At 56.7% G+C, this 26,310-nt stretch carries 20 protein-coding genes and 1 tRNA gene; 16 read left to right on the top strand and 5 right to left on the bottom strand.

All coding sequences use genetic code 11. The features are described from left to right. Positions 1–216 precede the first annotated feature (216 nt). From HU755_RS24090 to HU755_RS24075, 4 genes are all read left to right on the top strand, one after another. Positions 217–2,139, top strand: coding sequence for a PrkA family serine protein kinase (locus tag HU755_RS24090; RefSeq protein ID WP_186621008.1), 1,923 nt, complete (start codon positions 217–219; stop codon positions 2,137–2,139). Positions 2,140–2,259: 120 nt separating this feature from the next. Then, a complete protein-coding gene (locus HU755_RS24085) occupies positions 2,260–3,531 on the top strand; it encodes a YeaH/YhbH family protein (RefSeq protein WP_039757709.1) in 1,272 nt (423 codons plus the stop codon). Then, positions 3,528–5,090 (top strand): SpoVR family protein, encoded by a 1,563-nt coding sequence (locus HU755_RS24080; RefSeq protein WP_186621009.1) that lies wholly within the window; start codon positions 3,528–3,530, stop codon positions 5,088–5,090. Before HU755_RS24085 ends, HU755_RS24080 begins: the two co-directional genes overlap by 4 nt. Positions 5,091–5,153: 63 nt before the next feature. Next, complete coding sequence (locus tag HU755_RS24075; RefSeq protein ID WP_186637281.1) at positions 5,154–6,383, top strand: multifunctional CCA addition/repair protein; 1,230 nt, start codon at positions 5,154–5,156, stop codon at positions 6,381–6,383. 84 nt (positions 6,384–6,467) lie between these two features. Here the strand turns inward: HU755_RS24075 and folK are convergent, their stop codons facing one another. Together folK and folB are read right to left on the bottom strand one after the other, a co-directional pair. Next, a complete protein-coding gene (gene folK / locus HU755_RS24070; RefSeq protein ID WP_186550906.1) occupies positions 6,468–6,986 on the bottom strand; it encodes a 2-amino-4-hydroxy-6-hydroxymethyldihydropteridine diphosphokinase in 519 nt (172 codons plus the stop codon). Next, complete coding sequence (gene folB, locus HU755_RS24065; protein WP_186550904.1) at positions 6,977–7,333, bottom strand: dihydroneopterin aldolase; 357 nt, start codon at positions 7,331–7,333, stop codon at positions 6,977–6,979. The genes folK and folB overlap by 10 nt, the downstream gene beginning before the upstream one ends. 74 nt (positions 7,334–7,407) lie before the next feature. Here folB and plsY point away from each other — a divergent pair, with 74 nt between their 5' ends. Then, positions 7,408–7,977, top strand: coding sequence for a glycerol-3-phosphate 1-O-acyltransferase PlsY (gene plsY / locus HU755_RS24060; RefSeq protein ID WP_186550902.1), 570 nt, complete (start codon positions 7,408–7,410; stop codon positions 7,975–7,977). A gap of 23 nt (positions 7,978–8,000) precedes the next feature. Here plsY and tsaD read toward each other — a convergent pair whose 3' ends face one another. Further along, on the bottom strand, positions 8,001–9,026 hold the full coding sequence (gene tsaD, locus HU755_RS24055) for a tRNA (adenosine(37)-N6)-threonylcarbamoyltransferase complex transferase subunit TsaD (RefSeq protein ID WP_186550900.1): 1,026 nt from the start codon (positions 9,024–9,026) through the stop codon (positions 8,001–8,003). A gap of 199 nt (positions 9,027–9,225) precedes the next feature. On the opposite strand from tsaD, the gene rpsU reads away from it, so the two are divergent. From rpsU to HU755_RS24030, 5 genes are all read left to right on the top strand, one after another. After that, a complete protein-coding gene (gene rpsU / locus HU755_RS24050; RefSeq protein ID WP_002551877.1) occupies positions 9,226–9,441 on the top strand; it encodes a 30S ribosomal protein S21 in 216 nt (71 codons plus the stop codon). A gap of 486 nt (positions 9,442–9,927) precedes the next feature. Next, the gene (dnaG, locus tag HU755_RS24045; protein WP_186637365.1) at positions 9,928–11,892 is read left to right on the top strand and encodes a DNA primase; all 1,965 of its coding nucleotides are present in this window, start codon (positions 9,928–9,930) and stop codon (positions 11,890–11,892) included. 67 nt (positions 11,893–11,959) lie between these two features. After that, positions 11,960–13,804: an RNA polymerase sigma factor RpoD gene (rpoD, locus tag HU755_RS24040; RefSeq protein WP_186550898.1), complete on the top strand. Its 1,845-nt coding sequence runs from the start codon at positions 11,960–11,962 to the stop codon at positions 13,802–13,804. 126 nt (positions 13,805–13,930) lie between these two features. After that, positions 13,931–17,677 (top strand): bifunctional diguanylate cyclase/phosphodiesterase, encoded by a 3,747-nt coding sequence (locus HU755_RS24035; RefSeq protein WP_186637266.1) that lies wholly within the window; start codon positions 13,931–13,933, stop codon positions 17,675–17,677. Positions 17,678–17,692: 15 nt separating this feature from the next. Then, positions 17,693–17,769, top strand: a tRNA-Ile gene (locus HU755_RS24030). A gap of 110 nt (positions 17,770–17,879) precedes the next feature. Here the strand turns inward: HU755_RS24030 and HU755_RS24025 are convergent. Next, positions 17,880–18,863 carry an SH3 domain-containing protein gene (locus tag HU755_RS24025; RefSeq protein ID WP_186637263.1) on the bottom strand — a complete coding sequence of 328 codons (984 nt, stop codon included), beginning with the start codon at positions 18,861–18,863 and terminating at the stop codon, positions 17,880–17,882. A gap of 1,060 nt (positions 18,864–19,923) precedes the next feature. Between HU755_RS24025 and HU755_RS24015 the strand changes: the two genes are divergently transcribed. The 4 genes from HU755_RS24015 to HU755_RS24000 all read left to right on the top strand — a co-directional run bounded on the left by HU755_RS24015 (position 19,924) and on the right by HU755_RS24000 (position 23,265). Continuing rightward, positions 19,924–20,445 carry a hypothetical protein gene (locus HU755_RS24015; protein WP_186637257.1) on the top strand — a complete coding sequence of 174 codons (522 nt, stop codon included), beginning with the start codon at positions 19,924–19,926 and terminating at the stop codon, positions 20,443–20,445. A 23-nt stretch (positions 20,446–20,468) separates the two neighbouring features. After that, positions 20,469–20,681: a hypothetical protein gene (locus HU755_RS24010; RefSeq protein WP_039590745.1), complete on the top strand. Its 213-nt coding sequence runs from the start codon at positions 20,469–20,471 to the stop codon at positions 20,679–20,681. A 358-nt stretch (positions 20,682–21,039) separates the two neighbouring features. Then, the gene (locus HU755_RS24005) at positions 21,040–21,885 is read left to right on the top strand and encodes a hypothetical protein (protein ID WP_186637255.1); all 846 of its coding nucleotides are present in this window, start codon (positions 21,040–21,042) and stop codon (positions 21,883–21,885) included. A gap of 354 nt (positions 21,886–22,239) precedes the next feature. Next, the gene (locus HU755_RS24000; protein WP_186637251.1) at positions 22,240–23,265 is read left to right on the top strand and encodes a hypothetical protein; all 1,026 of its coding nucleotides are present in this window, start codon (positions 22,240–22,242) and stop codon (positions 23,263–23,265) included. Here the strand turns inward: HU755_RS24000 and HU755_RS23995 are convergent. Beyond that, complete coding sequence (locus HU755_RS23995; RefSeq protein WP_186637249.1) at positions 23,246–23,809, bottom strand: sce7726 family protein; 564 nt, start codon at positions 23,807–23,809, stop codon at positions 23,246–23,248. The genes HU755_RS24000 and HU755_RS23995 overlap by 20 nt on opposite strands. 485 nt (positions 23,810–24,294) lie before the next feature. Here HU755_RS23995 and HU755_RS23985 point away from each other — a divergent pair, with 485 nt between their 5' ends. Both HU755_RS23985 and HU755_RS23980 read left to right on the top strand, forming a co-directional pair. Further along, a complete protein-coding gene (locus HU755_RS23985; RefSeq protein WP_186637243.1) occupies positions 24,295–25,332 on the top strand; it encodes an ImmA/IrrE family metallo-endopeptidase in 1,038 nt (345 codons plus the stop codon). Between the two features lie 6 nt (positions 25,333–25,338). Next, on the top strand, positions 25,339–25,962 hold the full coding sequence (locus HU755_RS23980; RefSeq protein WP_186637236.1) for a hypothetical protein: 624 nt from the start codon (positions 25,339–25,341) through the stop codon (positions 25,960–25,962). Positions 25,963–26,310 lie beyond the last annotated feature (348 nt).

The following is a 26,310-nucleotide window of genomic DNA, read 5'->3' as shown; positions in this document are numbered from 1 at the left end:
TCGCCTTTACCTCTCAAATTCCCAACTATCCTTAAGCGCAGGCCATCCAAATCAGGGGAGAGCCGGTACACCGGCGCACGGGTCATCGGGAGTAGCTTTCGCGGTTTGTCGACCGTGGGAGAATTCTGGGGGGTAAACAGCAGTTGCCATAACGACTGCTGCCAGCATCGACTGACTGATCCGGCGTCGGCTCCACGTATCGAGCGAGGTGACGTCATGAGTATCTTTAGCCACTTCCAACAACGCTTCGAATCCACACGCCAGGAAGAATTCTCCCTGCAGGAGTACCTGGAACTGTGCAAAAAGGATCGCAGCGCCTACGTTTCCGCCGCCGAACGTCTATTGATGGCGATCGGCGAGCCGGAACTGCTCGACACTTCGACCAACTCGAGGCTGTCGCGCATCTTCTCCAACAAGGTGATCCGCCGCTATCCGGCCTTTGAAGACTTCCACGGGATGGAAGAATGCATCGACCAGATCGTCTCGTATTTCCGCCACGCCGCACAGGGCCTGGAAGAGAAGAAACAGATTCTTTATCTGCTCGGCCCCGTCGGTGGCGGTAAATCGTCCCTGGCCGAGAAGCTGAAACAACTGATGGAAAAAGTGCCCTTCTACGCGATCAAGGGCTCGCCGGTCTTCGAGTCGCCCCTGGGTCTGTTCAACGCCACCGAAGATGGCGCGATCCTCGAGGAAGACTTCGGCATTCCCCGGCGCTATCTCAATACCATCATGTCGCCCTGGGCGACCAAGCGCCTGGCCGAATTCGGCGGCGACATCAGCCAGTTCCGCGTGGTCAAGCTGTATCCGTCAATCCTGAACCAGATTGCCGTGGCCAAGACCGAGCCGGGCGACGAGAACAACCAGGACATCTCGGCGCTGGTCGGCAAGGTCGATATTCGTAAACTCGAGGAATTCCCACAGAACGACGCCGACGCCTACAGCTACTCCGGTGCGCTGTGCCGGGCCAACCAGGGCCTGATGGAGTTCGTCGAAATGTTCAAGGCACCGATCAAGGTGCTGCACCCGCTGCTGACCGCCACTCAGGAGGGCAACTACAACAGTACCGAGGGCCTCGGTGCGATACCGTTCACCGGGATCCTGCTGGCTCACTCCAACGAATCGGAGTGGCACACCTTTCGCAACAACAAGAACAACGAGGCGTTCATCGACCGGATCTACATCGTCAAGGTGCCGTACTGCCTGCGCGTCAGCGATGAAGTGAAGATCTACGACAAACTGCTCTTCAACAGCTCGCTGTCCAAAGCCCATTGCGCGCCGGACACCCTGAAGATGCTGGCGCAGTTCACCGTGCTGTCACGCCTCAAGGAGCCGGAAAACTCCAACATCTATTCGAAGATGCGCGTCTACGACGGCGAAAACCTCAAGGACACCGATCCGAAAGCCAAGTCGATTCAGGAATACCGCGACTCGGCCGGCGTCGACGAGGGCATGAACGGTCTGTCGACCCGCTTCGCCTTCAAGATTCTGTCCAAGGTCTTCAACTTTGACCCACACGAAATCGCCGCCAACCCGGTGCATCTGCTCTATGTACTGGAACAGCAGATTGAACAGGAGCAATTCCAGGCCGAGACCCGCGAACGTTATCTGCGCTATCTGAAAGAATACCTGGCGCCGCGCTACATCGAGTTCATCGGCAAGGAAATCCAGACGGCGTACCTGGAATCCTACAGCGAGTACGGTCAGAACATCTTCGACCGTTACGTACTGTACGCAGACTTCTGGATTCAGGATCAGGAATACCGCGATCCGGAAACCGGCGAAATCCTCAACCGCGTGGCCCTGAACGAAGAACTGGAAAAAATCGAAAAACCGGCCGGTATCAGCAATCCGAAGGATTTCCGCAACGAAATCGTCAACTTCGTGCTGCGTGCCCGGGCCAACAACAACGGCAAGAATCCGACCTGGCTCAGCTACGAAAAACTGCGGGTGGTCATCGAGAAGAAAATGTTCTCGAACACCGAGGACCTGCTGCCAGTCATCAGCTTCAACGCCAAGGCCAGCAAAGAGGATCAGCAGAAGCACAACGACTTCGTTACACGCATGGTCGAACGTGGCTACACCGACAAACAGGTACGACTTCTGTCCGAATGGTACCTGCGGGTCCGCAAGTCGCAGTGAGGCAGCTGCAAGCTATAAGCCACAAGCTGCAAGAAACAAGCGCTCGACCCCGGATTCAGCGGGATTCGCTTCTACTTGCAGCTTGCAGCTCACAACTTGAAGCTGCCCGGAGGGCCACCTATGAGCTATGTGATCGACCGACGCCTCAATGGCAAGAACAAGAGCACGGTGAACCGCCAGCGTTTCCTGCGGCGTTATCGTGACCACATCAAGAAGGCCGTCGAAGAGGCGGTCAGCCGGCGCTCCATTACCGACATGGAACACGGTGAACAGATCAGCATCCCCGGTCGCGACATCGACGAGCCGGTGCTGCACCATGGCCGCGGCGGCAAGCAGACCGTGGTTCATCCCGGCAACAAGGAATTCACTGCCGGCGAACACATCGCGCGGCCACCGGGTGGCGGCGGCGGGCGAGGTCCGGGCAAGGCCGGCAATTCCGGCGAAGGCATGGACGAGTTCGTCTTCCAGATCACCCAGGAAGAGTTTCTCGAATTCATGTTCGAGGACCTGGAACTGCCGAATCTGGTCAAACGCAACCTCACCGGAACGGACACCTTCAAGACCGTGCGTGCCGGGATCAGCAACGAGGGCAACCCGTCTCGTATCAATATCATCCGCACCTTGCGTTCCGCCCACGCGCGCCGTATCGCCCTGTCCGGCAGCAGCCGGGCAAAACTGCGTGAAGCCAAGGAAGAACTGGCGCGCCTCAAACGCGAAGAGCCAGACAACTTCGGCGATATTCAGGAACTGGAAGCTGAAATAGAAAAACTCAGCGCGCGCATTCACCGGGTGCCGTTTCTCGACACCTTCGATCTGAAATACAACCTGTTGGTCAAGCAGCCCAATCCCAGCTCCAAAGCGGTGATGTTCTGCCTGATGGACGTTTCCGGCTCGATGACCCAGGCGACCAAAGACATCGCCAAGCGTTTTTTCATCCTGTTGTACCTGTTCCTCAAGCGCAATTACGACAAGATCGACGTGGTATTCATCCGCCACCACACCAGCGCCCGGGAAGTCGACGAAGAGGAATTCTTCTACTCGCGGGAGACCGGCGGCACCATCGTTTCCAGTGCCCTGAAGCTGATGCAGGAGATCATGGCCGAGCGCTACCCGAGCAACGAGTGGAACATCTACGCCGCGCAGGCCTCCGACGGCGACAACTGGAACGACGACTCGCCGATCTGCCGCGATATCCTCATCAACCAGATCATGCCGTTTGTGCAGTACTACACTTACGTGGAGATTACCCCGCGCGAACACCAGGCGTTGTGGTACGAATACGAACGCATCGCCGAAGCCTTCTCTGACACTTTTGCCCAGCAGCAACTGGTCTCGGCCGGAGATATCTATCCGGTCTTCCGTGAACTCTTCCAGCGCAGGTTAGTGACATGACCGCCAAAGAGCAGAAGCGCCAACCCATTTCCACCGGCTCCGAATGGACATTCGAGCTGATCCAGACCTACGACCGTGAAATTGCCCGTATCGCGGCCCGTTATGCGCTGGATACCTATCCCAACCAGATCGAAGTGATCACCGCCGAGCAAATGATGGACGCCTACGCCTCGGTGGGCATGCCGCTGGGTTATCACCACTGGTCCTACGGCAAGCACTTCCTCAGCACCGAAAAATCCTATAGTCGCGGACAGATGGGGCTGGCGTACGAAATCGTGATCAACTCCGATCCGTGCATCGCCTACCTGATGGAGGAAAACACCATCTGCATGCAGGCGCTGGTGGTGGCCCACGCCTGCTATGGCCATAACAGCTTTTTCAAGGGTAATTACCTGTTCCGCACCTGGACGGACGCCAGCTCGATCATCGACTACCTGGTGTTTGCCAAGCAGTACATCATGCAGTGCGAAGAGCGCCACGGCATTGACGCGGTGGAAGACCTGCTCGACTCCTGCCATGCCCTGATGAATTACGGCGTCGACCGTTACAAGCGGCCGTATCCGATCTCCGCCGAGGAAGAACGTCGGCGGCAAAAGGATCGCGAGGAACATCTGCAGAAGCAGATCAATGATCTGTGGCGCACCATTCCCAAGGGCGCCGACAAATACAGCGACAAGGACAACGCCCGTTTCCCGGCCGAGCCGCAGGAAAACATCCTGTACTTTATCGAAAAGCACGCTCCGCTGCTGGAGCCGTGGCAGCGCGAGATCGTGCGGATCGTGCGCAAGATCGCCCAGTATTTCTATCCACAGCGCCAGACCCAGGTGATGAACGAAGGCTGGGCAACGTTCTGGCACTACACGCTGATGAATGACCTGTATGACGAGGGCCTGGTCACTGACGGCTTCATGATGGAGTTCCTCACGTCGCACACCAGCGTGGTGTTCCAGCCGGGGTTCGACAGCCCTTACTACAGCGGCATCAACCCCTACGCGCTGGGCTTTGCCATGTACCGCGACATTCGGCGCATGTGCGAAGCGCCCACCGAGGAAGACCGCCACTGGTTCCCCGACATCGCCGGTTCCGACTGGCTGTCGACCATCAAGTTCGCCATGAGCAGCTTCAAGGATGAAAGCTTCATCCTGCAGTACCTGTCGCCCAAAGTGATTCGCGACCTGAAGCTGTTCAGCATTCTCGACGACGACCAGAAAGATGACCTGCTGGTGCCGGCAATCCATGATGAAACCGGCTACCGGATCATCCGCGAAACCCTCGCGGCGCAATACAACCTCGGCAATCGTGAGCCGAACGTGCAGATCTACAGCATCGACCGGCGCGGCGACCGCTCCTTGACCTTGCGGCACCAGCAGCACGACCGCAAGCCGTTGGGCGACTCCACTGACGAGGTACTCAAACACCTGCACCGCTTGTGGGGTTTCGACATTCACCTGGAAACCCTGCAGGGCGACCAGATCATGAAAACCCATCACGTGCCGCCGCGCAGTGAACACAGCGAGGGGGATTACGGCCGGCTCGACCTCGCCGTGATTCATCTTTGAGCAGGTTTCAGCCTCCGAAAGTCTGACGCAAGGGTTATCCTGTCGGACTGACGGAGGTTTTTTATGCAGGTTTACAAGGTTGGCGGCGCGGTACGTGACCGTCTGTTGGGATTACCGGTCACTGACGTGGACCGGGTCGTGGTCGGCGCCACCACGGAAGAAATGCTCGCCCAGGGATATCGTCCGGTCGGCGCAGACTTCCCGGTGTTTCTGCACCCAAAAACCGGAGAGGAGTACGCCCTCGCCCGCACGGAGCGCAAAAGCGGTCGCGGCTACGGTGGTTTCACTTTTTACGCCAGCCCGGAAGTCACGCTGGAAGAAGACCTGATCCGCCGCGACCTGACCATCAACGCCATGGCCGAGGACGATGCGCTCAACCTGACCGATCCGTACCATGGCCAGCGCGATCTGGAAGCTCGCATCCTGCGCCACGTTTCTCCGGCGTTCGCCGAAGATCCCTTGCGGGTGTTGCGCGTTGCCCGCTTCGCAGCGCGTTACGCCGGGCTGGGCTTTACGGTCGCCGACGAGACAATGGAACTGATGCGCCAGCTCAGCGAGTCCGGCGAACTGCAAGCGCTGACTGCCGAACGCAGTTGGAAGGAAATTTCCCGGGCACTGATGGAAAATCATCCGCAAGTGTTCGTCGAGGTGTTGCGCGACTGTGGTGCGTTAAAAGTGCTGATGCCGGAAGTCGACGCCTTGTTCGGTGTGCCGCAGCCGGAGACGCATCACCCGGAAATCGACACGGGCCTGCATACGTTGAGCGTGCTGGAGCAGTCCGCCTTGCACAAGCAGCCACTGACGGTGCGCTGGGCCTGCCTTCTGCATGACTTGGGTAAAGGCCTGACACCCGAAGAACAATGGCCGCGGCATATCGCCCATGAACACACCGGATTGAAGCTGATCAAAGCGGTCAACGAACGCTTCAAGGCGCCCAAGGATTGTCAGGAACTGGCGCTGCTGGTCGGGAAATATCACACCCACGGTCATCGGGCGCTGGAATTGAAGGCCTCGACGTTGCTGGAGTTGCTGCAGAGTTTCGATGTCTATCGTCGGCCGCAGCGCTTCGAGGAATTTATCGCCGCGTGCGAGATGGACGCTCGTGGCCGTAAGGGCTTGGAGCAGCGCAGTTATCCACAGGCGGATTATTTGCGCGGAGCCGCCGTCGCAGCGCGCGGGGTTGCGGTGCAGCCGTTACTGGAAAAGGGATTCAAGGGGCCTGAGCTGGGTGAAGCGCTGAAGCGTGAACGGCTCAAGGCTTTGAAGGCTTACAAAGAAGCGGCGTCGATTTAAAAAAGCATCGCGAGCAGGCTCACTCCTACAGGGGAATGCATTCCAAATGTAGGAGTGAGCCTGCTCGCGATGGCGCCCTGGATATCACCGCGAATCCAAAGGTGTCAGTTGCACACCCCGCCATTCGAATGCAACCGGCGCCAACACCTGATCGATCTTCGCCTCGGCCCATAATGTCGCGAAGCTCTTTCCCACGCCCGGATGCACCCGATCCGGCGCGATCAACGACAGCGGCCACAAGACAAAAGCGTTCTTCAGGATTTCCGCCCGCGGCAAAATCAATCCATCGAAGTTTCCCACCAGATCGCCGTACAGCAGCACGTCGATATCCAGCGGCAAGCCCTTGCGGTCCGGCGCGTAACGACCGTTATCCGCCTCGATGAATTTAAGCCGCCGATCCAGCTCCATCAACGGCAGGTCGGTGTACGCCGAGACCACGAAATTGAAGAACGGCCCGCTCTTGATCCCCACCGGCTGGCTTTCAAATACCGCCGAACAGCGGATATCCACCAGAAACGTGGCCAGCGCATCGAGACCGGCGCGCAAATGGGTTTCGCGCTCGATATTGCTACCGAGCCCGAGATAGACCTGAGTCAGCGACATCCGCGCTCGATCTCCACACCCACGCCGCCCTTCGCAGCCGGCACGGCACCGGGCTTGGTCAGTTTCAGGCGCACCCAGGTGATCTTGAACTCACTCATCAGCACTTCAACCAGACGCTCGGCAAACGTCTCGACCAGTTGAAACCGGGCCTGTTCGGCAAACGCCTGGATACGCATGGAGACACTGGCGTAATCGAGCGCCAGTGTCAGGTCGTCACCGGCCGCGGCCGGGCGATTGTCCCAGGCGAAGCTCAGATCAAGACGCAGGCACTGTCGGATGTCGCGCTCCCAGTCGTAGGCACCGATCACGGTGTCGACTTCCAGGCCCTCGATAAACACTCTGTCCAAGCACTTCTCTCCGCTGCACGACAAGGGCGCAATGCGCCGTTAGAATCAGGGCGTCCTCGCCCGGAATAGTTAGCATGTTTTGGTTACTGGCGACTCTCGCCTACCTGCTCGGCTCGCTGTCCTTCGCCATTTTGCTCAGCCGCCTGACCGGACATCCGGATCCGCGAATGAGTGGCTCGGGTAATGCCGGCGCCACCAACATGCTGCGCCTGGCCGGTCGCAAACTGGCGATCCTGACCCTGCTCGGTGATTTGTGCAAAGGCCTGCTGCCGGTGCTGATCGCCGCAGCCGCGGGCCTTTCGTTGCAGGATCAGGCCTGGATCGGCGTATGCGCCGTGATCGGTCACCTGTTCCCGCTGTACTTCCGCTTTCGTGGCGGCAAGGGCGTTGCCACCGCCGCCGGCATGCTGCTGGGCCTGTATCCACCCGCTGCGCTGCTGGCCGTGTGCGCCTGGCTGCTGACGTTCTACCTGACCCGGACCAGCTCGCTGGCGGCATTGATCGCCACGCCGCTGACCCTGCCATTGCTGGCCTGGCAGGAACCGGAGGCGCTGTTGCCGATGAGCGCGCTGACATTGCTGATCGTCTGGCGCCACCGCGGCAATCTACGCGACCTGTTTGCCGGGCGCGAACGGCATTTTTAAATACCGTTCACGGGCGCCGTCTTTTACAAGGCCGACAATTGCTCCATCGGCCAGCGCGCCTGCACGCTGATCGCCAGGCTTTCCTGCTGACCGGCCTGCAGACGCTGGCAACCGGCGAAGGCAATCATCGCGCCGTTGTCGGTGCAGAACTCGGGACGCGCGTAGAACACATCGCCTTTCAGATCGCCCAGCATTTTCTCCAGCGACACACGCAGCGCCTTGTTGGCGCTGACGCCGCCAGCAATCACCAGGCGCTTCATGCCCGCTTGTTTCAGGGCGCGCTTGCACTTGATGGTCAAAGTCTCCACCACGGCCTGCTGGAACGCCAGCGCGATGTCGCAACGGGCTTGTTCGCCGTCGTCCCCGGCGCTGACACATTGCTGCCAGGTGTTGAGGGCAAAGGTTTTCAAGCCGCTGAAGCTGAAATCCAGACCAGGACGGTCGCACATCGGCCGCGGAAAGGTGAAACGTCCAGCGACGCCCTTCTCGGCCAGTTTGGCGATTTCCGGCCCGCCCGGATAATTGAGGCCCATCATCTTCGCGGTTTTGTCGAAGGCTTCGCCGGCCGCGTCGTCAAGGGTTTCGCCGAGCAGGCTGTATTGACCGATGCCATCGACCTGAACGAGCTGCGTATGACCACCCGAAACCAACAAAGCGACGAACGGGAATTCGGGCGGTTTCGGCTCAAGCATCGGCGCCAGCAAGTGGCCTTCCATGTGGTGCACACCGAGCGCCGGGATCCCCCAGGCAAACGCCAGTGCCTGCGCGCAGGACGCACCGACCAGCAGCGCGCCGACCAGGCCGGGACCGGCGGTATAGGCGATCGCATCGATCTCGGTCGGCACGCAGTCGGCCTCGGCCAACACCTGACGGATCAAGGGCAGCATGCGTTTGACGTGGTCACGCGAGGCCAGCTCCGGCACCACACCGCCATAGACGCGGTGCAGGTCGATCTGGCTGAACAGCGCGTCGGCCAGCAGGCCGCGTTCACTGTCATATAATGCGACGCCGGTTTCGTCGCAGGAGGTTTCTAATCCCAGTACTAGCATGGGTTTGCGCCTTGTTTAGGCTGAATTCGAAGGCGCGCATAATAGTCGCCACGTGATGCCCCGACCAGCGGTTTTCGATCAGAGGCTTTGCATTCCGAGCGATGAGGGGTTAACATCCGCAACCCTTAAAAACCGACGTCTTCAAGTGCTCTTTTGCCGCGAGGATGTTGACCCCGGTAATGAATGAAGGTAGCTCTGGATGCCAGCCGTCAAAGTAAAAGAGAACGAACCCTTCGACGTAGCTCTGCGTCGTTTCAAGCGCTCCTGCGAAAAAGCCGGTGTACTGGCTGAAGTTCGTAGCCGCGAATTTTACGAGAAGCCAACTTCTGAGCGTAAGCGCAAGGCAGCAGCTGCTGTCAAGCGTCACGCCAAGAAAGTTCAGCGCGAACAGCGCCGCGCCGTTCGTCTGTACTAATACACAGACGTTCGTAGCAAGCTTCTTGCCTAAGCCCGGCCCTCAGCCGGGCTAATGGCATTTGCGTAAAACGCTTGATGCTTCACCGTCGAAGCCGCCGATGCGACCGAGACAAATCTGCTTCACCGCGTCAGGCCTGGCTCTTTTGCCAGCGGTGCACGTCTTTTCTGACGAGCCTTTCAAGGCTACTGACGAGCACACCCACTGATTCCTCTTACGACGATCAGCCCAAGGCACCTGCATGCGTGCCCGTTTTATTGAGCTATCCGAGGCCTGCAACCGGCCGTCAGCGGATTCAGCGCAACACTTTCAAATAGTCGAAGACTGATAGGTACTAACGTCAGTGGATTTTCGGCAGATACACTTCCCGACAGCGATCACGCAGACGACACCGGTCGAGCCGCACTTTTTGTGCGTTTCCAACAATCGCCCGCGTCCTACAGCCTGTCGCAACGGACTTATTGCAGCGCAGACGACGAGAACGCCATGGCCGGGCTGATTCCCCAGAGCTTCATTGACGACCTGCTGAACCGCACCGACATCGTCGACGTGGTCAGCTCGCGCGTGCAATTGAAGAAGGCCGGCAAGAACTACACCGCCTGTTGCCCGTTCCATAAAGAGAAAACCCCGTCCTTCAGCGTCAGCCCGGACAAGCAGTTCTACTACTGCTTCGGCTGCGGCGCTGGCGGCAACGCCCTCGGCTTTCTCATGGATCACGACAACCTGGACTTCCCCCAGGCTGTCGAAGACCTGGCGAAAGCCGCCGGCATGGAAATCCCCCGCGAAGAAAGCGGCCGCGAGCGCAAGCCACGCCAGCCGACCGACTCGCCGCTGTATCCGCTGCTTACCGCCGCCGCCGACTTTTACCGGCAGGCACTCAAGAGCCATCCGTCGCGCAAGGCCGCGGTGGATTACCTCAAGGGTCGCGGCCTGACCGGCGAGATCGCCCGGGATTTCGGCCTGGGTTTTGCGCCACCGGGCTGGGACAACCTGCTCAAGCATCTGAGCAGCGATACACTGCAGCAGAAGGCGATGATCGAGGCCGGCCTGCTGATCGAGAACGCCGAAACCGGCAAGCGCTACGACCGCTTTCGTGATCGAGTAATGTTCCCGATCCGCGACACCCGGGGGCGCATCATCGCTTTCGGTGGCCGCGTACTGGGCGACGACAAGCCCAAGTACCTGAACTCACCGGAAACTCCGGTATTCCATAAAGGCCAGGAACTCTATGGCCTTTATGAAGCGCGCAAGAACAACCGCAACCTCGACGAAATCATTGTCGTCGAGGGCTATATGGACGTCATCGCCCTCGCCCAGCAAGGCTTGAAGAATGCCGTCGCCACGCTGGGCACCGCGACCAGCGAAGAACATTTGAAGCGCCTGTTTCGCGTCGTGCCCAACGTGTTGTTCTGCTTCGACGGCGACCAGGCCGGCCGCAATGCCGCGTGGCGTGCGCTGGAAGCGACACTGCCGTGCCTTCAGGACGGGCGCCGCGCTCGATTCCTGTTCCTGCCCGAGGGCGAAGACCCGGACACGCTGGTTCGTGCCGAAGGCACCGATGCCTTCAAGGCGCGCATCAATCAACATGCGCAACCGCTGGCCGATTATTTTTTCCAGCAACTGACCGAAGAAGCCGATCCGCGTTCGCTCGAAGGCAAGGCCCACATGGCCACCCTCGCGGCGCCGCTGATCGACAAGGTACCCGGGGCGAACCTGCGTATCCTGATGCGCCAGCGCCTGACCGAAATCACCGGCCTGAGCAGCGAGACCGTCAGCCAGCTTGCCCAGAGTGCGCCGCAGGAAGCGCCGCCCGCCTACGATCCGGGCATCAATTACGATGCCATGCCGGATTATGGCGACTACCATCAGCCGCAGGCACAGGACATGTATGTGCCGCAGCAGGAATGGACACCGAAGAAACCCGGCGCCGGCGGCAAGAAGTGGGACAAAAAACCCTGGGACAAGAATGGCAAGCGTGGCGGCGATCGCGATCAGCAACGCCCGCGCACGCCGATCGGCGTCGAATCGCCGACCCTGACAGCCCTGAGAACATTGCTTCATCACCCGCAGCTGGCCAGGCGCGTCGAAGACGCCGGGCACATTGCCGATGAAAATCAGACCAACGCCCAGTTGCTTGTGGCGCTGCTGGAAGCCGTACAGAAGAATCCCCAGCTAAACTCATTTCAGTTGATCGCACGATGGCACGGCACCGAACAGGGTCGCTTGCTCAAGGCACTGGCAGAAAAGGAGTGGCTGATTGACGGAGATAACCTTGAACAACAGTTTTTCGACACCATTACTAGCTTGTCAGCCCGCCAACGCGAGCGAAATCTGGAACAGTTGCTCAGGAAAGCGCGACAAAGCGAACTGAGCCTGGAAGAGAAAAATCAACTGCGCGACCTTTTAAGTCGCAATGTTTCCGCATCAAACCCGACCTCAACTGGCGCGTGAGGTCATAGCTCAGGTATAATCCTCGGCTTGTTTTTTGCCCGCCAAGACCTTCAGTGGATAGGGTGTTATGTCCGGAAAAGCGCAACAGCAGTCTCGTATTATTGAGTTGATCAAACTGGGTCGTGAGCAGAAGTATCTGACTTACGCCGAGGTCAACGACCACCTGCCCGAGGATATTTCAGATCCTGAGCAGGTGGAAGACATCATCCGCATGATTAACGACATGGGGATCCCCGTACACGAGAGTGCTCCGGATGCGGACGCCCTTATGTTGGCCGACGCCGATACCGACGAGGCCGCTGCGGAAGAAGCAGCCGCTGCGTTGGCGGCGGTGGAGACCGATATCGGTCGCACCACTGACCCGGTGCGCATGTACATGCGTGAAATGGGTACGGTCGAGCTTCTGACCCGTGAAGGCGAAATCGAAATCGCCAAGCGGATCGAAGAAGGCATTCGTGAAGTGATGAGCGCAATTGCGCACTTCCCTGGCACGGTTGACCACATTCTCTCCGAGTACACCCGCGTCACCACCGAAGGTGGTCGCCTGTCCGACGTCCTCAGCGGTTATATCGACCCGGACGACGGCATCGCGCCGCCTGCCGAAGTGCCGCCGCCTGTCGAAGCGAAAGTCGCTAAAGCCGACGACGAAACCGAAGACGATGAAGCCGAATCTTCCGATGACGAAGAAGAAGCCGAAAGCGGTCCGGACCCGGTCATCGCTGCCCAGCGCTTCGGCGCCGTGGCCGACCAGATGGAAATCACCCGCAAGGCCCTGAAAAAGCACGGTCGTCACAACAAGGCAGCGGTTGCCGAGTTGCTGGCCCTGGCCGAGCTGTTCATGCCGATCAAACTGGTGCCGAAGCAATTCGAAGCCCTGGTCGAGCGTGTGCGCAGTGCCCTGGATCGTCTGCGTCAGCAAGAGCGCGCGATCATGCAATTGTGCGTACGTGATGCACGTATGCCACGCGCCGATTTCCTGCGTCAGTTCCCGGGCAACGAAGTCGACGAAAGCTGGTCCGACGCCCTGGCCAAAGGCAAGAGCAAGTACGCCGAAGCCATCGGTCGCGTGCAGCCGGACATCATCCGTTGCCAGCAGAAACTGATCGCGCTGGAAACCGAGACCGGCCTGACCATCGCAGAAATCAAGGACATCAACCGTCGCATGTCGATCGGTGAGGCCAAGGCCCGCCGCGCGAAGAAAGAGATGGTTGAAGCCAACCTGCGTCTGGTGATCTCGATCGCCAAGAAGTACACCAACCGCGGCCTGCAGTTCCTCGACCTGATTCAGGAAGGCAACATCGGCCTGATGAAAGCGGTGGACAAGTTCGAATACCGTCGTGGTTACAAGTTCTCGACTTATGCCACCTGGTGGATCCGTCAGGCGATCACTCGCTCGATCGCCGACCAGGCCCGCACCATCCGTATTCCGGTGCACATGATCGAGACGATCAACAAGCTCAACCGTATTTCCCGGCAGATGCTGCAGGAAATGGGTCGCGAACCGACCCCGGAAGAGCTGGGCGAGCGCATGGAAATGCCTGAGGACAAGATCCGCAAGGTACTGAAGATCGCCAAAGAGCCGATCTCCATGGAAACCCCGATTGGTGATGACGAAGACTCCCATCTGGGCGACTTCATCGAAGACTCGACCATGCAGTCGCCAATCGATGTCGCCACGGTAGAAAGTCTGAAAGAAGCGACTCGCGAAGTGCTGTCCGGCCTCACTGCCCGTGAAGCCAAGGTACTGCGCATGCGTTTCGGCATCGACATGAACACCGACCACACACTCGAAGAAGTGGGCAAACAGTTTGACGTAACGCGTGAGCGGATCCGTCAGATCGAAGCCAAGGCGCTGCGCAAGCTGCGCCACCCGACGCGAAGCGAGCATCTGCGCTCCTTCCTCGACGAGTGATCCCAGAACCCCCGGCCCAGGCCGGGGGTTTTGTTTTGTGGCAGATTAAATACCGCGCACCACCCTCCCCGCCGATTACCCCGTCTACACTCGAAACAACCCTCCAAAAGCCATAACGAGAGCGTTATGCACAGACTGGCGCCTGCGCTTTTTCTGCTGTCATTGATGATCTGGACCGCAACGGCTGACGCGCTGACTCTGACCGATGAAGAACGCAGCTGGCTGGCGGCCCATCCTGACCTGCGCCTGGGTGTGGACGCGTCGTGGCCACCGTTTGAGTTCCGTGATGACCAGAATCGCTATCAAGGCCTGGCCGCCGACTACATCGACGTGATCCGCGAACGCCTGGCGATCAGGCTCACCCCTATCGAACCGGTGAGCTGGACGGTGGTGCTGGAGCAGGTCAAGAAAGGCAAGATCGACTTGCTGCCCGGCATCATGTCCACCCCGGAGCGCCAGAACTACCTGGCGTTTACCCGTCCCTATCTCGACTTTCCGATCGTCATCCTTGCCCATGTCGGCGGGGCACAGCCGCGCAAACTCGATGATCTGTACGGTTTGAAAATTGCCGTGGTGGAAAACTACGCACCCCACGAATTGCTGCGCACGCACCATCCGGATCTGAATCTGGTAGCGATGCCCAACGTCAGCTCGGCCTTGCAGGCACTGGCCACCGACGAAGTGGACGCTGTCGTCGGCGACCTTGCCTCCAGCGTCTGGAGCCTGCGCCAGCTCAAGCTCGACGGGCTGTACGTCAGCGGCGAAACCCCGTATCGCTATCAACTGGCGATGGCCGTGCCCCGCGACAACAAAGTGCTGGTGGGGATTCTCGACAAAGTTCTCGCCGACATGACCCCCGCCGAAATCAGCAGTATTCAGGAGCACTGGGTCGGCAATGTCCTCGACCACCGTACGTTCTGGTCGGATCTATTGATTTATGGCCTGCCGGGTCTGTTGCTGCTGATGACCATCCTCGCCGTGGTGATTCGCATCAACCGTCGTCTGAGCTCGGAAATAACCCGACGCATCGACCTCGAACAGGAATTGCGCAGCAGCGAGTATCACTATCGCGGCCTGGTCGAGAGCCTCTCGGCCATCGCCTGGGAAGCGCGCATGAGCGACTTCACTTACAGCTATGTTTCGCCCCACGCAGAAAATCTGCTTGGTTATCCACAATCCCATTGGCTGATTCCGGGCTTCTGGCACGACATCATCCACCCGGCCGACCTGACCCGCACACAGAATTACTGCAAGCAAGCCTTGAGCGAGGGGCGCGATCATATCGTTGATTATCGCGTCATCACTGCCGACGGCCGCTGCCTGTGGGTGCGTGACATCGTCAGCCTGATCGAGCATGGTCACGAGCCGGTGATGCGCGGGCTGATGATCGACATCAGCGAAATCAAGCGCACGGAGGAGGCTCTGCGACTGTCGGAGCAGAAGTTCGCTTCGGTCTTCCAGCAATGTCCGGATATTCTGGTCATCGCGCGTTTGTCCGACGGCTGTTTGCTGGAGGTCAACGAGGCCTTCGAAGAGCAGATCGGCCTCACGGCTGAGCAAGTGGTAGGCCAAACCGCCACCAACCTGAATATCTGGGGGATTCCCGGTGTCGGGCCGGGGCTGTTGCAACGCTTGCAGGCGGGCAGCATCCGCAATCTGGAAATGCCCTTTCGCCGTAACAACGGCCAATTGTTCACCGGGCTGATTTCCGCCGAGCCATTCGACCTCGACACCACGCCGGCGCTAGTGGTTGTGGTGCGCGACATCAGCCAACTCAAGGAAACCCAGCAACAGCTGCAAACCTCTGAAGAGAAGTTCGCCAAGGCCTTCCACGCGTCACCGGACGGCTTGCTGCTGTCGCGCCAGAGTGACGGCCTGCTGCTTGAGGTCAACGAAGGTTTCAGTCGCATCACCGGGTTCAACAGCGCCATGTCGGTAGATCGCTCGACGCTTGACCTGGGCATCTGGGTCAACCTCAACGAACGCAAACAGATGCTCGACCTGCTGCAGCGCGACGGTTTCGTTCGAGACTTCAGTTGCCATATCCGCCGCAGCGACGGGCAGATTCGCCTGTGCGAAGTCTCCAGCCGCCCGCTGCCGATCGGCGACGAAGACTGCATGCTGACCATCGCTCGCGATATCACTGAACGCCATTTGATGCAGGAAAAACTGCAACAGGCCGCCACCGTGTTCGAGAGCACCGCCGAAGGCGTGCTGATTACCGACACCCAGCAACACATCAGCGCGGTCAACCGGGCGTTTACCGAAATTACCGGCTACAGCGAAAGCGAAGCGCTTGGACATACACCCCGCCTGCTCGCCTCAGGCCTGCATGACAGCGCGTTTTACGCTGCGATGTGGCATCAATTGACCGACGAGGGTCACTGGCAGGGCGAGATTTCCAACCGACGCAAGAACGGCGAGCTGTACCCTAGCTGGCTGACCATCAGCGCCGTGCGCAACCGTGACAAGTTCATCACTCACTTTGTCGCGGTGTTCGCCGACATCTCCAGCCTCAAACACGCCCAGGCCAGGCTCGACTATCAGGCCCACCATGACCCGCTCACCGGCCTGCCGAACCGTACGCTGTTTGAAAGCCGCTTGTTGGCGGCACTGAACAGTCAACAGGAAAACGGCAGCCTGGGTGCCGTGCTGTTTCTGGATCTGGACCGTTTCAAGCACATCAATGACAGCCTTGGCCATCCGGTCGGCGACCTGCTGCTCAAAGGCATCGCGGTGCGCTTGAAAGAGCAATTGCGTGACATCGACACGGTCGCTCGACTGGGCGGCGACGAATTCATCATCCTGCTGCCCGGTCTGCAACAGGCCAGCGATGCCGACAACATCGCGACCAAACTGCTCAATTGCTTCAGCGCACCGTTCCAGGCCGGTGAACATGAGTTTTTCATCAGCGCCAGCATTGGCACCAGCCTCTATCCTCGCGATGGCTGCGATGTCGCTACCCTGGTGAAGAACGCTGACGCGGCGATGTACCGCTCCAAAGCCAAGGGCCGTAACCGCGTCGAAAGCTACACCCGCGACCTCACCGCCCAGGCCAGTGAACGCGTCGCCCTGGAACACGAACTGCGCCGGGCAATCGAGCGTGATGAACTGTTCCTCTATTACCAGCCAAAAATCAGCCTCATCGACCACCGCCTGGTCGGCGCCGAAGCCTTGATCCGCTGGCGGCATCCAACGTTCGGCGAGGTCCCGCCGGAGCACTTCATTGCGTTGGCCGAAGAAAACGGCATGATCATGCAGATCGGCGACTGGGTCCTCGAAACCGCGTGCCGGCAGATGTTTGAGTGGAACCAGGTCTACGACAGTCTCGGCCCGCTCTCGGTGAATCTCGCGGGTGCGCAATTGCGCCAGCCGAACTTGCTCGGGCGCATCGAGCAACTGCTCAGCGACAACCGCCTGCAGCCGGAATTACTGCAACTGGAAATTACCGAGAATTTCATCATGAGTCAGGCCGAAGAGGCACTGGCGGTCCTGCATCAACTCAAACGCCTCGGCGTACAACTGGCAATCGACGACTTCGGCACCGGCTACTCCTCGTTGAGTTACCTCAAGCGCCTGCCCCTGGACATCCTCAAAATCGACCAGTCCTTCGTCCGTGGCCTGCCCGACGACCCCCACGACGCAGCGATTGTGCGCGCCATCATTGCGCTGGGACGGAGCATGCAATTCACCGTCATTGCCGAAGGCGTCGAAACCCAGGCGCAACAACAATTCCTCGCCACTGAGGGCTGTGAACAGATCCAAGGCTACATCGTCAGCCTGCCGCTACCACCGGACGAATTCGCCGCCACGTTTCTGCAAGTAACCGTATCGGATTTTTCGGATAGCACAGCCGCGAAACCGTCGCTATAATCCGCGGCCTACTGAGGGCCTATAGCTCAGTTGGTTAGAGCAGAGGACTCATAATCCTTTGGTCCACGGTTCGAGTCCGTGTGGGCCCACCAAATTGAAAGCCACGTATTACGTGGCTTTTGCTTATCTATACCCTCCGCCCCTCTCCCTTCTACCCCCTTCTAATATCAAAAGTATTCACAAAATGTCCACCCTGATTTCCTCAGCGGATCGGTTTTGTGTACCCGCGCAGCACCCAACCCTCGTAGATCTCCCCATCCTCGACCACGGAAACCATGAGCCACGACTTTTCAGAAGCGTCTAGGACCTGCAGCAATGCCCCAATTGGAAGCTGCTTTGTAGACAAATACTTTTGACTTGGTCCCTCCCTCAAGGAGACGCGATCCCCAACCAGAACGCGAAACCCAACGAGTTTCTCTTTATCGACGCCAACAGGCGGATGTCTCGCAAGAGATCGAGCTTCAGCCGGTGTCTTTGCGGAAGTAAAATTGTCACTGAAATTTTTCTGAAGTTCGAATCCTTGATTGAGCGCCGCGAAAACCCAAGTCAAAACAATCACAAAAGCAATAAAAAACTGTAACGACGGCGAAGAGTTCCCTTTAAGACTTCCTGCGCTCAAAAATGCAGTAATAATTTCTTTCAACGCGTCAGAGCGATGCTCCTCAGTTACCGGACCGTCATTTACGTCTAATGCTTCACCCCTAGAAATTGCCTCCTCGACTCCCGAAGAAATTTGATCTAGGGAAATCTGACCAGAACGAATTAAGCCATACAGCTCATAATGTTCTTTAATCAGATTACTCATTACTTTCGGAGCAGTAGCTTTCCACGCTTCGCCAATCTTACCGATTGACATTAGCGCCTTGTTCAAATCGGAGTCAGGCCACACGGCGGCATGATTCAGTGCCAAATTTAGTTCATTGATTGCTTTGAATGTTTTCCCAATTTCAGAGTTGGGAGTAGCAAGTTCTCGAACCACGTTAAAACGCACCCGACCCACTATTTCTGTAAACTTGAGAAACTCTTTATTACCCAACACCGTTTGAGTGATACCAAGAATGGACTTTACAGCAGCGCCGAGCTGATAAATTTCTCTCGAAACAGTTAACTCTTTTACGGCCGCCCCAATCGCATAATTTGCTTGGATCGCCCCAATTGACGAAGAATTTTTACGGTCCTCACTCATAGGCACCTCCCTTCTTAGCATGGATTCTTGCCAACGGTTTCAACTCCACCACCCCCGCCATATGCCCCGGACTAAAATGCGCATACCTCTGCGCCATCGCCAGCGTCGCATGCCCCAAACATTCTGCAGCGTAATAATATCCCCGCCATTCATCATGTAATGACTAGCAAACGCATGCCTTAAAACGTGCGTCAACTGCCCCGCTGGCAGATCCAGATTAATCGCGACCACTGCCCGCCGATAGGCATCGTAGGATGGCTTGAACGGCAACGCCTTCTTCAACCGCTTCTCAAGCGCTTCAGAGATCAGAATCGTCCGATTCTTACTCGACTTCGTCTTACTGTAGTAAATCTACCGATTGCGCACCTAGCGTGACTGCAGCGCCTCCGACTCCCCCAAGCGCGCACCAGCCGCCAAGCACACCTCAGAGATCAACAGCGTAACGCCCTCCAGCGTGGCTAGATGGGTCAGCAGATGATCAATCTGCTCACCGTTCAAATACGCCATCTCTGCTTCGTTAGCATATTCGCGCTGATTGGGCGGCCGGGCTTTCCCTGTTTCGGGTCGCGAATCCTTGCCCTCGGCACCCTCGCCCCGCCCTTGACGCCGATTCCGGCGCACGATCAAAACCCACACTACAGTTCCTAGCGTGCCCCATCGCGACGTATCACGAACTCAGTCAAATCAATTTCTCCATTGATGAAACACCTTGCGTGTTTCTCGTCGTTCTTGCTGAGATAGAAGCCCTCTAAACCAACGGATGAACGTGCGTAGTTAACCGCTTTCTCTCTACGCCGCCGTTCAGTATCAGAGATTTGGGGATGATGATTTTGTCCATCTGCCGTCCCTACCTTCAAATCCAGATGCTGTGAATTCTACTCTTTACCTATTAAAAAATTTCGTCATGACGAAATTTTCGGGGAGCGGATAAACGCGGCTCTTGCTGTCCTCAAGGCACATAGTCATCAGGGCAAACTCCAAGATGCGAGCTAATCTAGATTCGCAAACGAAGGGATGCCCATGCAGGGCTGCAATTCTCGAAATAGACTTAGGACCCGCCATGCAGAACAATTTCAGCGCCACCCCACCCATTGCTTTTGCTGCTAAAAATTGTCAGCTCATCGCCACCTTGCCAAATGGAGTAGAGGAGTACTGGTCAGCCGACATCAAGGCAGTGCGCCATGGTGTTCTGAATAAGGTTTTTACGGATGTTCTATTCATCGAGAAACCGGGAGAGCTGGCTTTCCTGGCGGGCATCGAATCCCAGGATGGCGTTGATCGCCATATCCGACCAGATGCGGCGCTGAAACAAGCTGAGTTCATCAGCTTCTTGCGCTCGGAGAACGACCGTAACAGCGCTGCACTCGGGATTCTTGCAAGAGTTTTCCAAGGACACGACTACGCCGTTGTGGGGAAGGCTACTGCAGCGTACATGGCTGCCAGGTCACTATCCCACGCTTTTGGCGTGGGTTACGTCGATCAGAACGGCGACTACCAGACCATACAGATCGTTCCAGGTGACGACTCCGGGTTCGATGGTAACGCGTACCTTCCTTTCGATCAGTTGGGGGAAAACTCGTGACATCATCAACGGACTCACTCGCGATGCGCGACAAAGCCACTGCACTGCGAAATCAAATGGTTGACGTAATGGAGCGCTTTGCAAACGAGAATCCCGGCATTCCCGCGCAGGTATTGATGGCAGGACTTGGAGAATTAGTCGTCCAATTTTCGGTTAGCCAGGTTGGCCCAGGAATGACCATTCGGTTCTTGGATGACTTGAGAGAGGCGGTGCAAAGATTGGGTCAGGCACATTAAGTGATGTCCTGTTCGAGCCCCTTGGGCTGACGCAGGGCATGTCAGGGTGGCCGTTTCTAATGCTTTCTGGATTTAATCGGCGTCAAGGGCGGAACCGGAGGCCGCAGCCCGGAGCGAAGCCCCGGGACCGGGCGAGGATTCCGGCGAAGCGGACCCTTGACGCTGAGGCAGGTTATTACCCTCATTGCAGTGGTGCAGGGAGCTCTTTCCCCTGCACTCCTGCCTCCCGGCGAGGGCAGGAGTCCAGAGGGGCAGCGCCCCTTTGGGTAAGCCGCTAGGCGCGCGCAGTGTAGCCTCCCCTTCTTTTCAAACCTAACCTATATATATAAACATACCGAAATAGTTTCCGAGCTCCAGAATGCCAGCCTCAGCCGCTGGAAACTGGCTCAAAAACGCATATCATGATAGAGGTGATGCAGTGGGCAAATTTTTCCCAGAAATAAAATTTCCAACCAAGGCATCAACCGGCATGTGCGCCACGGTGTTTGAAGAGCTCGATGCAGCCGTTAGTTTATTAGATATCACACGCAAAGAATTCAATCCCACCCAACGACAGCTTATTGGACGTTTTCTCATTGCCTGCAAGATGTTCGGGCATGAAATGCTAGTAGCTGACGGTGACTCGAAGGCGTTGAGAGTTGCTTTAAGACTTTCTTTATCCGATAGCAAAATTAAGAAAAGCCCATCAGAGGTATCTGGAACAGAACTAATCAATAGCGTTTGCATGGAAGTTTGTAGCGATCTAGACAAAATAGGCCAAACTCTTCAAAGCGAACTATTGACAGGCGTAGCAGATGTGGTTGCGAGCATTAGAGCTTCATATGATTTGGAAGACGGTGAAAGAGATGCGCTCGACTCTGTAGCATCAGCAGTCCGCCATCTGGCACAACAGGTGACCGCACTATTCGATGTACAGCCTTATATTTTTCAACAACACTACTCTATCTACCAAGCAAACGTAGAAAGCGAGAATGACGGTAAAGAGGAAGAAACTCTACGGATCACTGCTGAGCAGTTCATGCAAAATGTAAAGCCGCCTGAGCGAAAAGCAACACTTCGAGACAGGTTACAACCATTCATTCCCGAACTTACGCGGCTGCGTCAAGAGGGCTACACCTACGCACAGTGCGCGCATTTTTTGGAAGAAAACGGCATAAAAACTTACGTAGGCGCCATCAGCGGCGTCATGAATGACCTTAGATAGGCCGTAAATCGAACATAAACCGGAGGGCTTTAGCATATAAAAATCTTAATCTCTCCACTCCCGAGCGGCCTTACGCTTTCAGAAACAGAGGGGCCTTGACAAAAAGGCTCATGCGGACAGCCTGATGACAAACGCTTCAAGCGCAGGACAATCTGACAATGATGCTCGTGGTGCGACTGCAAACCGCCCTTAAAGCGCATGACGCTAACAATAGCTCGTTCCTTCGATCTGAAGACCTCTCCCAGACCTGACCACCACCTAAAGTATTATTTTTGTTTGGAGACCAATCGGAGTAGCATCGCCTGCAAAGTTGGCTAAATGCCATCAAGGATTCCCACCAGGCCAGGAGGCGCCATGAGCGACTACGCAACACATCCTCACTATATCCCTATCATCAAATGGCAGGCTTACGAGCAGCGCGCGCTCGAAAAAGTTGATGCTGTGCTGCTGCCTCGTGTGAAGCCGTGCATTGAGGTGCGGACCTCAAAACAGCATTTAAACCTGACCAAAAATCTAAAAACAGTTTGGCCACATGAGGTTTACGTTGACTACGCCAACCCGAGTGGGGACTTGACCGTACCGCGTCAAGCAGAGCTGATGGCGTTTCTGCAAACTGCCATTGCAGCGCAGCTGCCCGTCTCCCCGGTTATTGGCCCGACATTTCTTGCGACTCTCGGGCAGCCTTTCCTGCAGGCAACTGCATCGTTACCCTCGATTGCAATTCGCGTTCGACTGGGATCGCTTGCAATAACGCCACAGACTCTGCAGCTAGTCACTGGCAGTTTCACTACGCTCCAAGCCGCTGGACGCAAGGCTGAGCTTTTCGTAGACCTAGGAGTTAGCCCAAAGACCTGGACGGCGGCAGAAGTAACGGTTTTCGGACAAAGCATGAGAGCACTGTGCAGCATTGGATTCGCGACTGTGCATCTGATCTCGGGTGCATTTCCGGCAAGCCTTGCATCGGTAAAAACAGGCTCTGGCAAGTTTGATCGAAAGGATTGGGGATTTTGGAAGGATGTGACAGCGAGCGTGCCAGACGTGAAAATCGGTTACGGGGATTATGGGACCCTATCACCGGAATGGACAGAGAAGGCTTTAGAGCTTCGTAGCAACAGTCTCGCAATAAGATATACACGCGATGACAACTGGCTAATCCTCCGCGCACCTGGGAAAACCGCCCCGGACTCTGTCGCGCTTTCTCAGATCTTGGTGAACACCTACGCAGACTTCAAGGGTAAAGGATATTCGTTCGGAGATGACCTACTCGAGCAACGCGCTGATCCGAACGTACCTCAAAAGCTGAAAAAGTGTGGGCACTACCACATCACCGAGGGATGGAGCCACCACGTAGCCTACGTGCTCAAAGAGCAATATCTATAACGCCCGACGCCCTCTGGATCAGGCGAAGTCTCACTTGCTCCCGTAGGGGCTTGAGTGGCAGTAATTCGGCAATCTTCGCATGGATCACGTAGAGGCTTTTGCTCTTGAAGCCTCGCGTGATGCCCTGCTCTTCAAGGATGCTCAGGGCTTCCTCACGCTTCAGCAAGGTAACCAAGACCTCGGACTCATGTGTTCTATTGAGTTTGGCTTTGCGGACTTGGCGAAGCGCGCGCCCCTTCTCCTTTGGCACAACAATTACGCCCCACCACAGAGGGAGCATCGGCATTGCTTTGTCTAGGTGGCACTCTGCAGTCACAAGAGTGACCTGATCAAACGCTCGGCCGTAGCGCGACCCTTGGCCGACCAAGCGCTTCAGCGAGTCAAATTCACTTTTAATCTCGTAGCAGTGCATATCCGAAACCTGCACCAAGTCGGCTCGAATTTCACCGCCGTTGATTTCGACTTCTTCGAGAAAATGCAAAGGGACGGTCGCCGCCTTGGAGAGGTGGTCAGTGAGGGCCAGTTTAATTTCGGATTCGAGCATGCTTGATACCTAAGAGTTCTTGATTATGCCTCAAAGGCGGCTTCATTGCGTTGCCCTTCCGACGCCATGTAATAAATTAGGATCTATCTTTTTTATGCAATTATGCTTAAAATTGCGTATGACCGCTACCAAGCCAACCCACCAGGTCACGTCAGAGCTACGGAAATTCTTCGTTAGCAGAGGCATGCTTACTACCATTTCCATCGCTGAAGCGACGGGAATAAACCAGTCTCAGATCCACCGTAACCTGTTCGGAAAGCCGAAACGGCTGTCTAAAACGCTAATATTCTTATGCAAATATGCCAATATTTCAACATTTGAAACCACACTGGACCCTCGCAAAAGCGTGGTACTCATGGAGGCATTGGCGGCGGTCTGGGATGGAAGCGAGGAACATGCATGTCGGCTTGCTGATCTACTTTTTGCGCATAGCCGCGCCGGCATGAGAAGATAGCCACCGGAAGAAACGTTATAGGAGGCTGCACATGCAAGACGCAAAGACTCCAATAACCGTTAAAGCTGCTTATGAGTGTCTACAGGCCGCTGGCTATCCGAAGACTTTCGTGAATCGCATGCTGCCCGAGTGGTGGGACAATAGCCTGTTGAAAACCAGCGCAGGCGCCCTTCAGTTTGCTCTCATTGTCAAGCAGCGCTTGGGGCTCGACGTCTTCTTCGGCCAGGACGGCAATCTTTCGATAAACACTCACTCCCCACACACCAACTTCAAACATCGAGCGGACACGAATGCCGCTGAGCTCAATGTCGCAGCGACGCTTGGCATTGCGCTGGCACGCATTGCGGTGCGCGCAGCTCTCAACTCGTACCGAGAGTTACCAAGTGACCCCATGGCCATTCATGCCATGGCTCGGGAGGCTGGCAGTGGAAGCTGCATGAACTTTGAAGGGTTGCTTGACGTTTGCTGGTCGCACGGGATCCCGGTACTGTTCCTCAAAGATATACCGAAGAAAAAAAAGCGCATGACCGGGATGGCAGTTATGGTCGACGGTCGCCCGGCCATTCTGCTGGGGTACGAGTATGCTCAACACTCGAAGCAGCTTTTCGTTCTGGCACATGAACTTGCCCACATAGTCTGTCGACACGTACGAGACAATGGTGCTCTCATCGATGAGGAGATCAGCCAGGTTGCTGAAGGTCTAGAGGGCCGCGCTCAGCTGTCGCGTGATGCACAGGAAAACGAGGCAGACGAATTCGCCCTAGCGCTAATTCGTAACGGCGATTTGGACATCGTCCGTCGTGTACCGAGGCAGATGTCCTCCGCGACATTGGCAGCCCAGGCGATGGGATTGGGGCGCGCAACCGGTATAGATCCGGGTCACCTAATACTTTCGTACGCAAAAGATCACGATGACTGGATCAAGGCCACGCAGGCGCTGAACTTCATTGAGCAACGTGTTAGCGCAGTCGAGCTGGTGCGTGAAAAATTTATAACAAATGTTGATCTGAATACGATCGGTGCGGAAAGCGCTGAGCACCTCCTGACCATGCAGGGCTTGCCGGAATGATCGTACTTGTACTTGCTTGATAGCGACGCCGCACGGAAGCTTTGCCAATACGAACTGCTCAATGAACTGGTCGCGGCGCTCGGCTGTTCGATGCACGAGCTCGGAGTGCTTCCACAGTTGAAGTTTCAACTTCAGCTTGCTGACCATACCAAGTCGCTTGCAAGGTTGGGGTCCATCAATGCGGTTGAGCTGGCGAAACGGCTTATTGCATCCGCTCATGAAGTGGAAGTGTCTGCGGCGACAGCAAACCCGCTGCTGGAGCTAAATCGACCGGACATCGATACCGGGGAAGCCATCCTCTTCGCCGCGCTTTGGGAGGATGCGGAATCGGAGCTCATAAGCGGCGACAAGCGGGCTTTCGTCGCGCTCTCCAAGGTGGACGGGGTCGCGGTGATCGATGCCCTTTGGGGGCGCCTAATTTGCCTGGAAGAGTCGCTTTATCTGATGGTACGCGACGGTGATTTCCATATTGTCTCCCAAAAGGTCCGCAGCAGGCCCGACGTTGACATCTCGGCTAGCAACTCGTTTGGTCGTAGTACACCATCGACCCAACCTAACGTGCTCGACGCACTGCAAAGCTATATGGCCGCCCTTAAGCGGTCGACAAACGGAAAATATGTTTTGCCATAAGTCAGCACCAGAGATGTAATGAAAAGCTGATGCTCAGCGGCCGAACTGGGCTTTGGAGATACGCACGCAGTACAATCACAGTACAGTGCCCAGCTTGCGCAACCTTCTCAAAATTACGTTCTACATCAGTAACCACGGGCTCTCCAGCTATGCCAACCTACGTTCACATTCGAACGATTTCTCTAGGCATAACTGCTCGTCCAGCAACTCATAATCCTTTGGTCCACGGTTCGAGTCCGTGTGGGCCCACCAAATTAAAAGCCGCGCTGAATCAGACTGTGTGAAAACCTAGCATTCTGCTGGCCGGTTAAAGAAAATGCCCGTATCGCAAGATACGGGCATTTTTCT

The sequence above is a fragment of the Pseudomonas sp. SWRI111 genome, from assembly GCF_014268555.1.
Lineage (GTDB): Bacteria > Pseudomonadota > Gammaproteobacteria > Pseudomonadales > Pseudomonadaceae > Aquipseudomonas > Aquipseudomonas hamedanensis.
Note: the sequence above shows the minus strand (reverse complement) of the source record. Positions and strands in the feature narration are given on the sequence as shown.

What these genes read in the sequence shown, in the direction of transcription:
- HU755_RS24015 (WP_186637257.1), top strand. Translation starts at nt 19,924, where the DNA reads ATGCAGAACAATTTCAGCGCCACCCCACCCATTGCTTTTGCTGCTAAA.
- HU755_RS24000 (WP_186637251.1), top strand. Translation starts at nt 22,240, where the DNA reads ATGAGCGACTACGCAACACATCCTCACTATATCCCTATCATCAAATGG.
- folK (WP_186550906.1), bottom strand. Translation starts at nt 6,986, where the DNA reads ATGTCGCTGACTCAGGTCTATCTCGGGCTCGGTAGCAATATCGAGCGC.
- HU755_RS23995 (WP_186637249.1), bottom strand. Translation starts at nt 23,809, where the DNA reads ATGCTCGAATCCGAAATTAAACTGGCCCTCACTGACCACCTCTCCAAG.
- HU755_RS24085 (WP_039757709.1), top strand. Translation starts at nt 2,260, where the DNA reads ATGAGCTATGTGATCGACCGACGCCTCAATGGCAAGAACAAGAGCACG.
- HU755_RS23985 (WP_186637243.1), top strand. Translation starts at nt 24,295, where the DNA reads ATGCAAGACGCAAAGACTCCAATAACCGTTAAAGCTGCTTATGAGTGT.
- tsaD (WP_186550900.1), bottom strand. Translation starts at nt 9,026, where the DNA reads ATGCTAGTACTGGGATTAGAAACCTCCTGCGACGAAACCGGCGTCGCA.
- HU755_RS24090 (WP_186621008.1), top strand. Translation starts at nt 217, where the DNA reads ATGAGTATCTTTAGCCACTTCCAACAACGCTTCGAATCCACACGCCAG.
- HU755_RS24035 (WP_186637266.1), top strand. Translation starts at nt 13,931, where the DNA reads ATGCACAGACTGGCGCCTGCGCTTTTTCTGCTGTCATTGATGATCTGG.
- rpoD (WP_186550898.1), top strand. Translation starts at nt 11,960, where the DNA reads ATGTCCGGAAAAGCGCAACAGCAGTCTCGTATTATTGAGTTGATCAAA.
- HU755_RS24005 (WP_186637255.1), top strand. Translation starts at nt 21,040, where the DNA reads ATGCCAGCCTCAGCCGCTGGAAACTGGCTCAAAAACGCATATCATGAT.
- dnaG (WP_186637365.1), top strand. Translation starts at nt 9,928, where the DNA reads ATGGCCGGGCTGATTCCCCAGAGCTTCATTGACGACCTGCTGAACCGC.
- plsY (WP_186550902.1), top strand. Translation starts at nt 7,408, where the DNA reads ATGTTTTGGTTACTGGCGACTCTCGCCTACCTGCTCGGCTCGCTGTCC.
- rpsU (WP_002551877.1), top strand. Translation starts at nt 9,226, where the DNA reads ATGCCAGCCGTCAAAGTAAAAGAGAACGAACCCTTCGACGTAGCTCTG.
- HU755_RS24080 (WP_186621009.1), top strand. Translation starts at nt 3,528, where the DNA reads ATGACCGCCAAAGAGCAGAAGCGCCAACCCATTTCCACCGGCTCCGAA.
- HU755_RS24075 (WP_186637281.1), top strand. Translation starts at nt 5,154, where the DNA reads ATGCAGGTTTACAAGGTTGGCGGCGCGGTACGTGACCGTCTGTTGGGA.
- HU755_RS24025 (WP_186637263.1), bottom strand. Translation starts at nt 18,863, where the DNA reads ATGAGTGAGGACCGTAAAAATTCTTCGTCAATTGGGGCGATCCAAGCA.
- HU755_RS24010 (WP_039590745.1), top strand. Translation starts at nt 20,469, where the DNA reads ATGCGCGACAAAGCCACTGCACTGCGAAATCAAATGGTTGACGTAATG.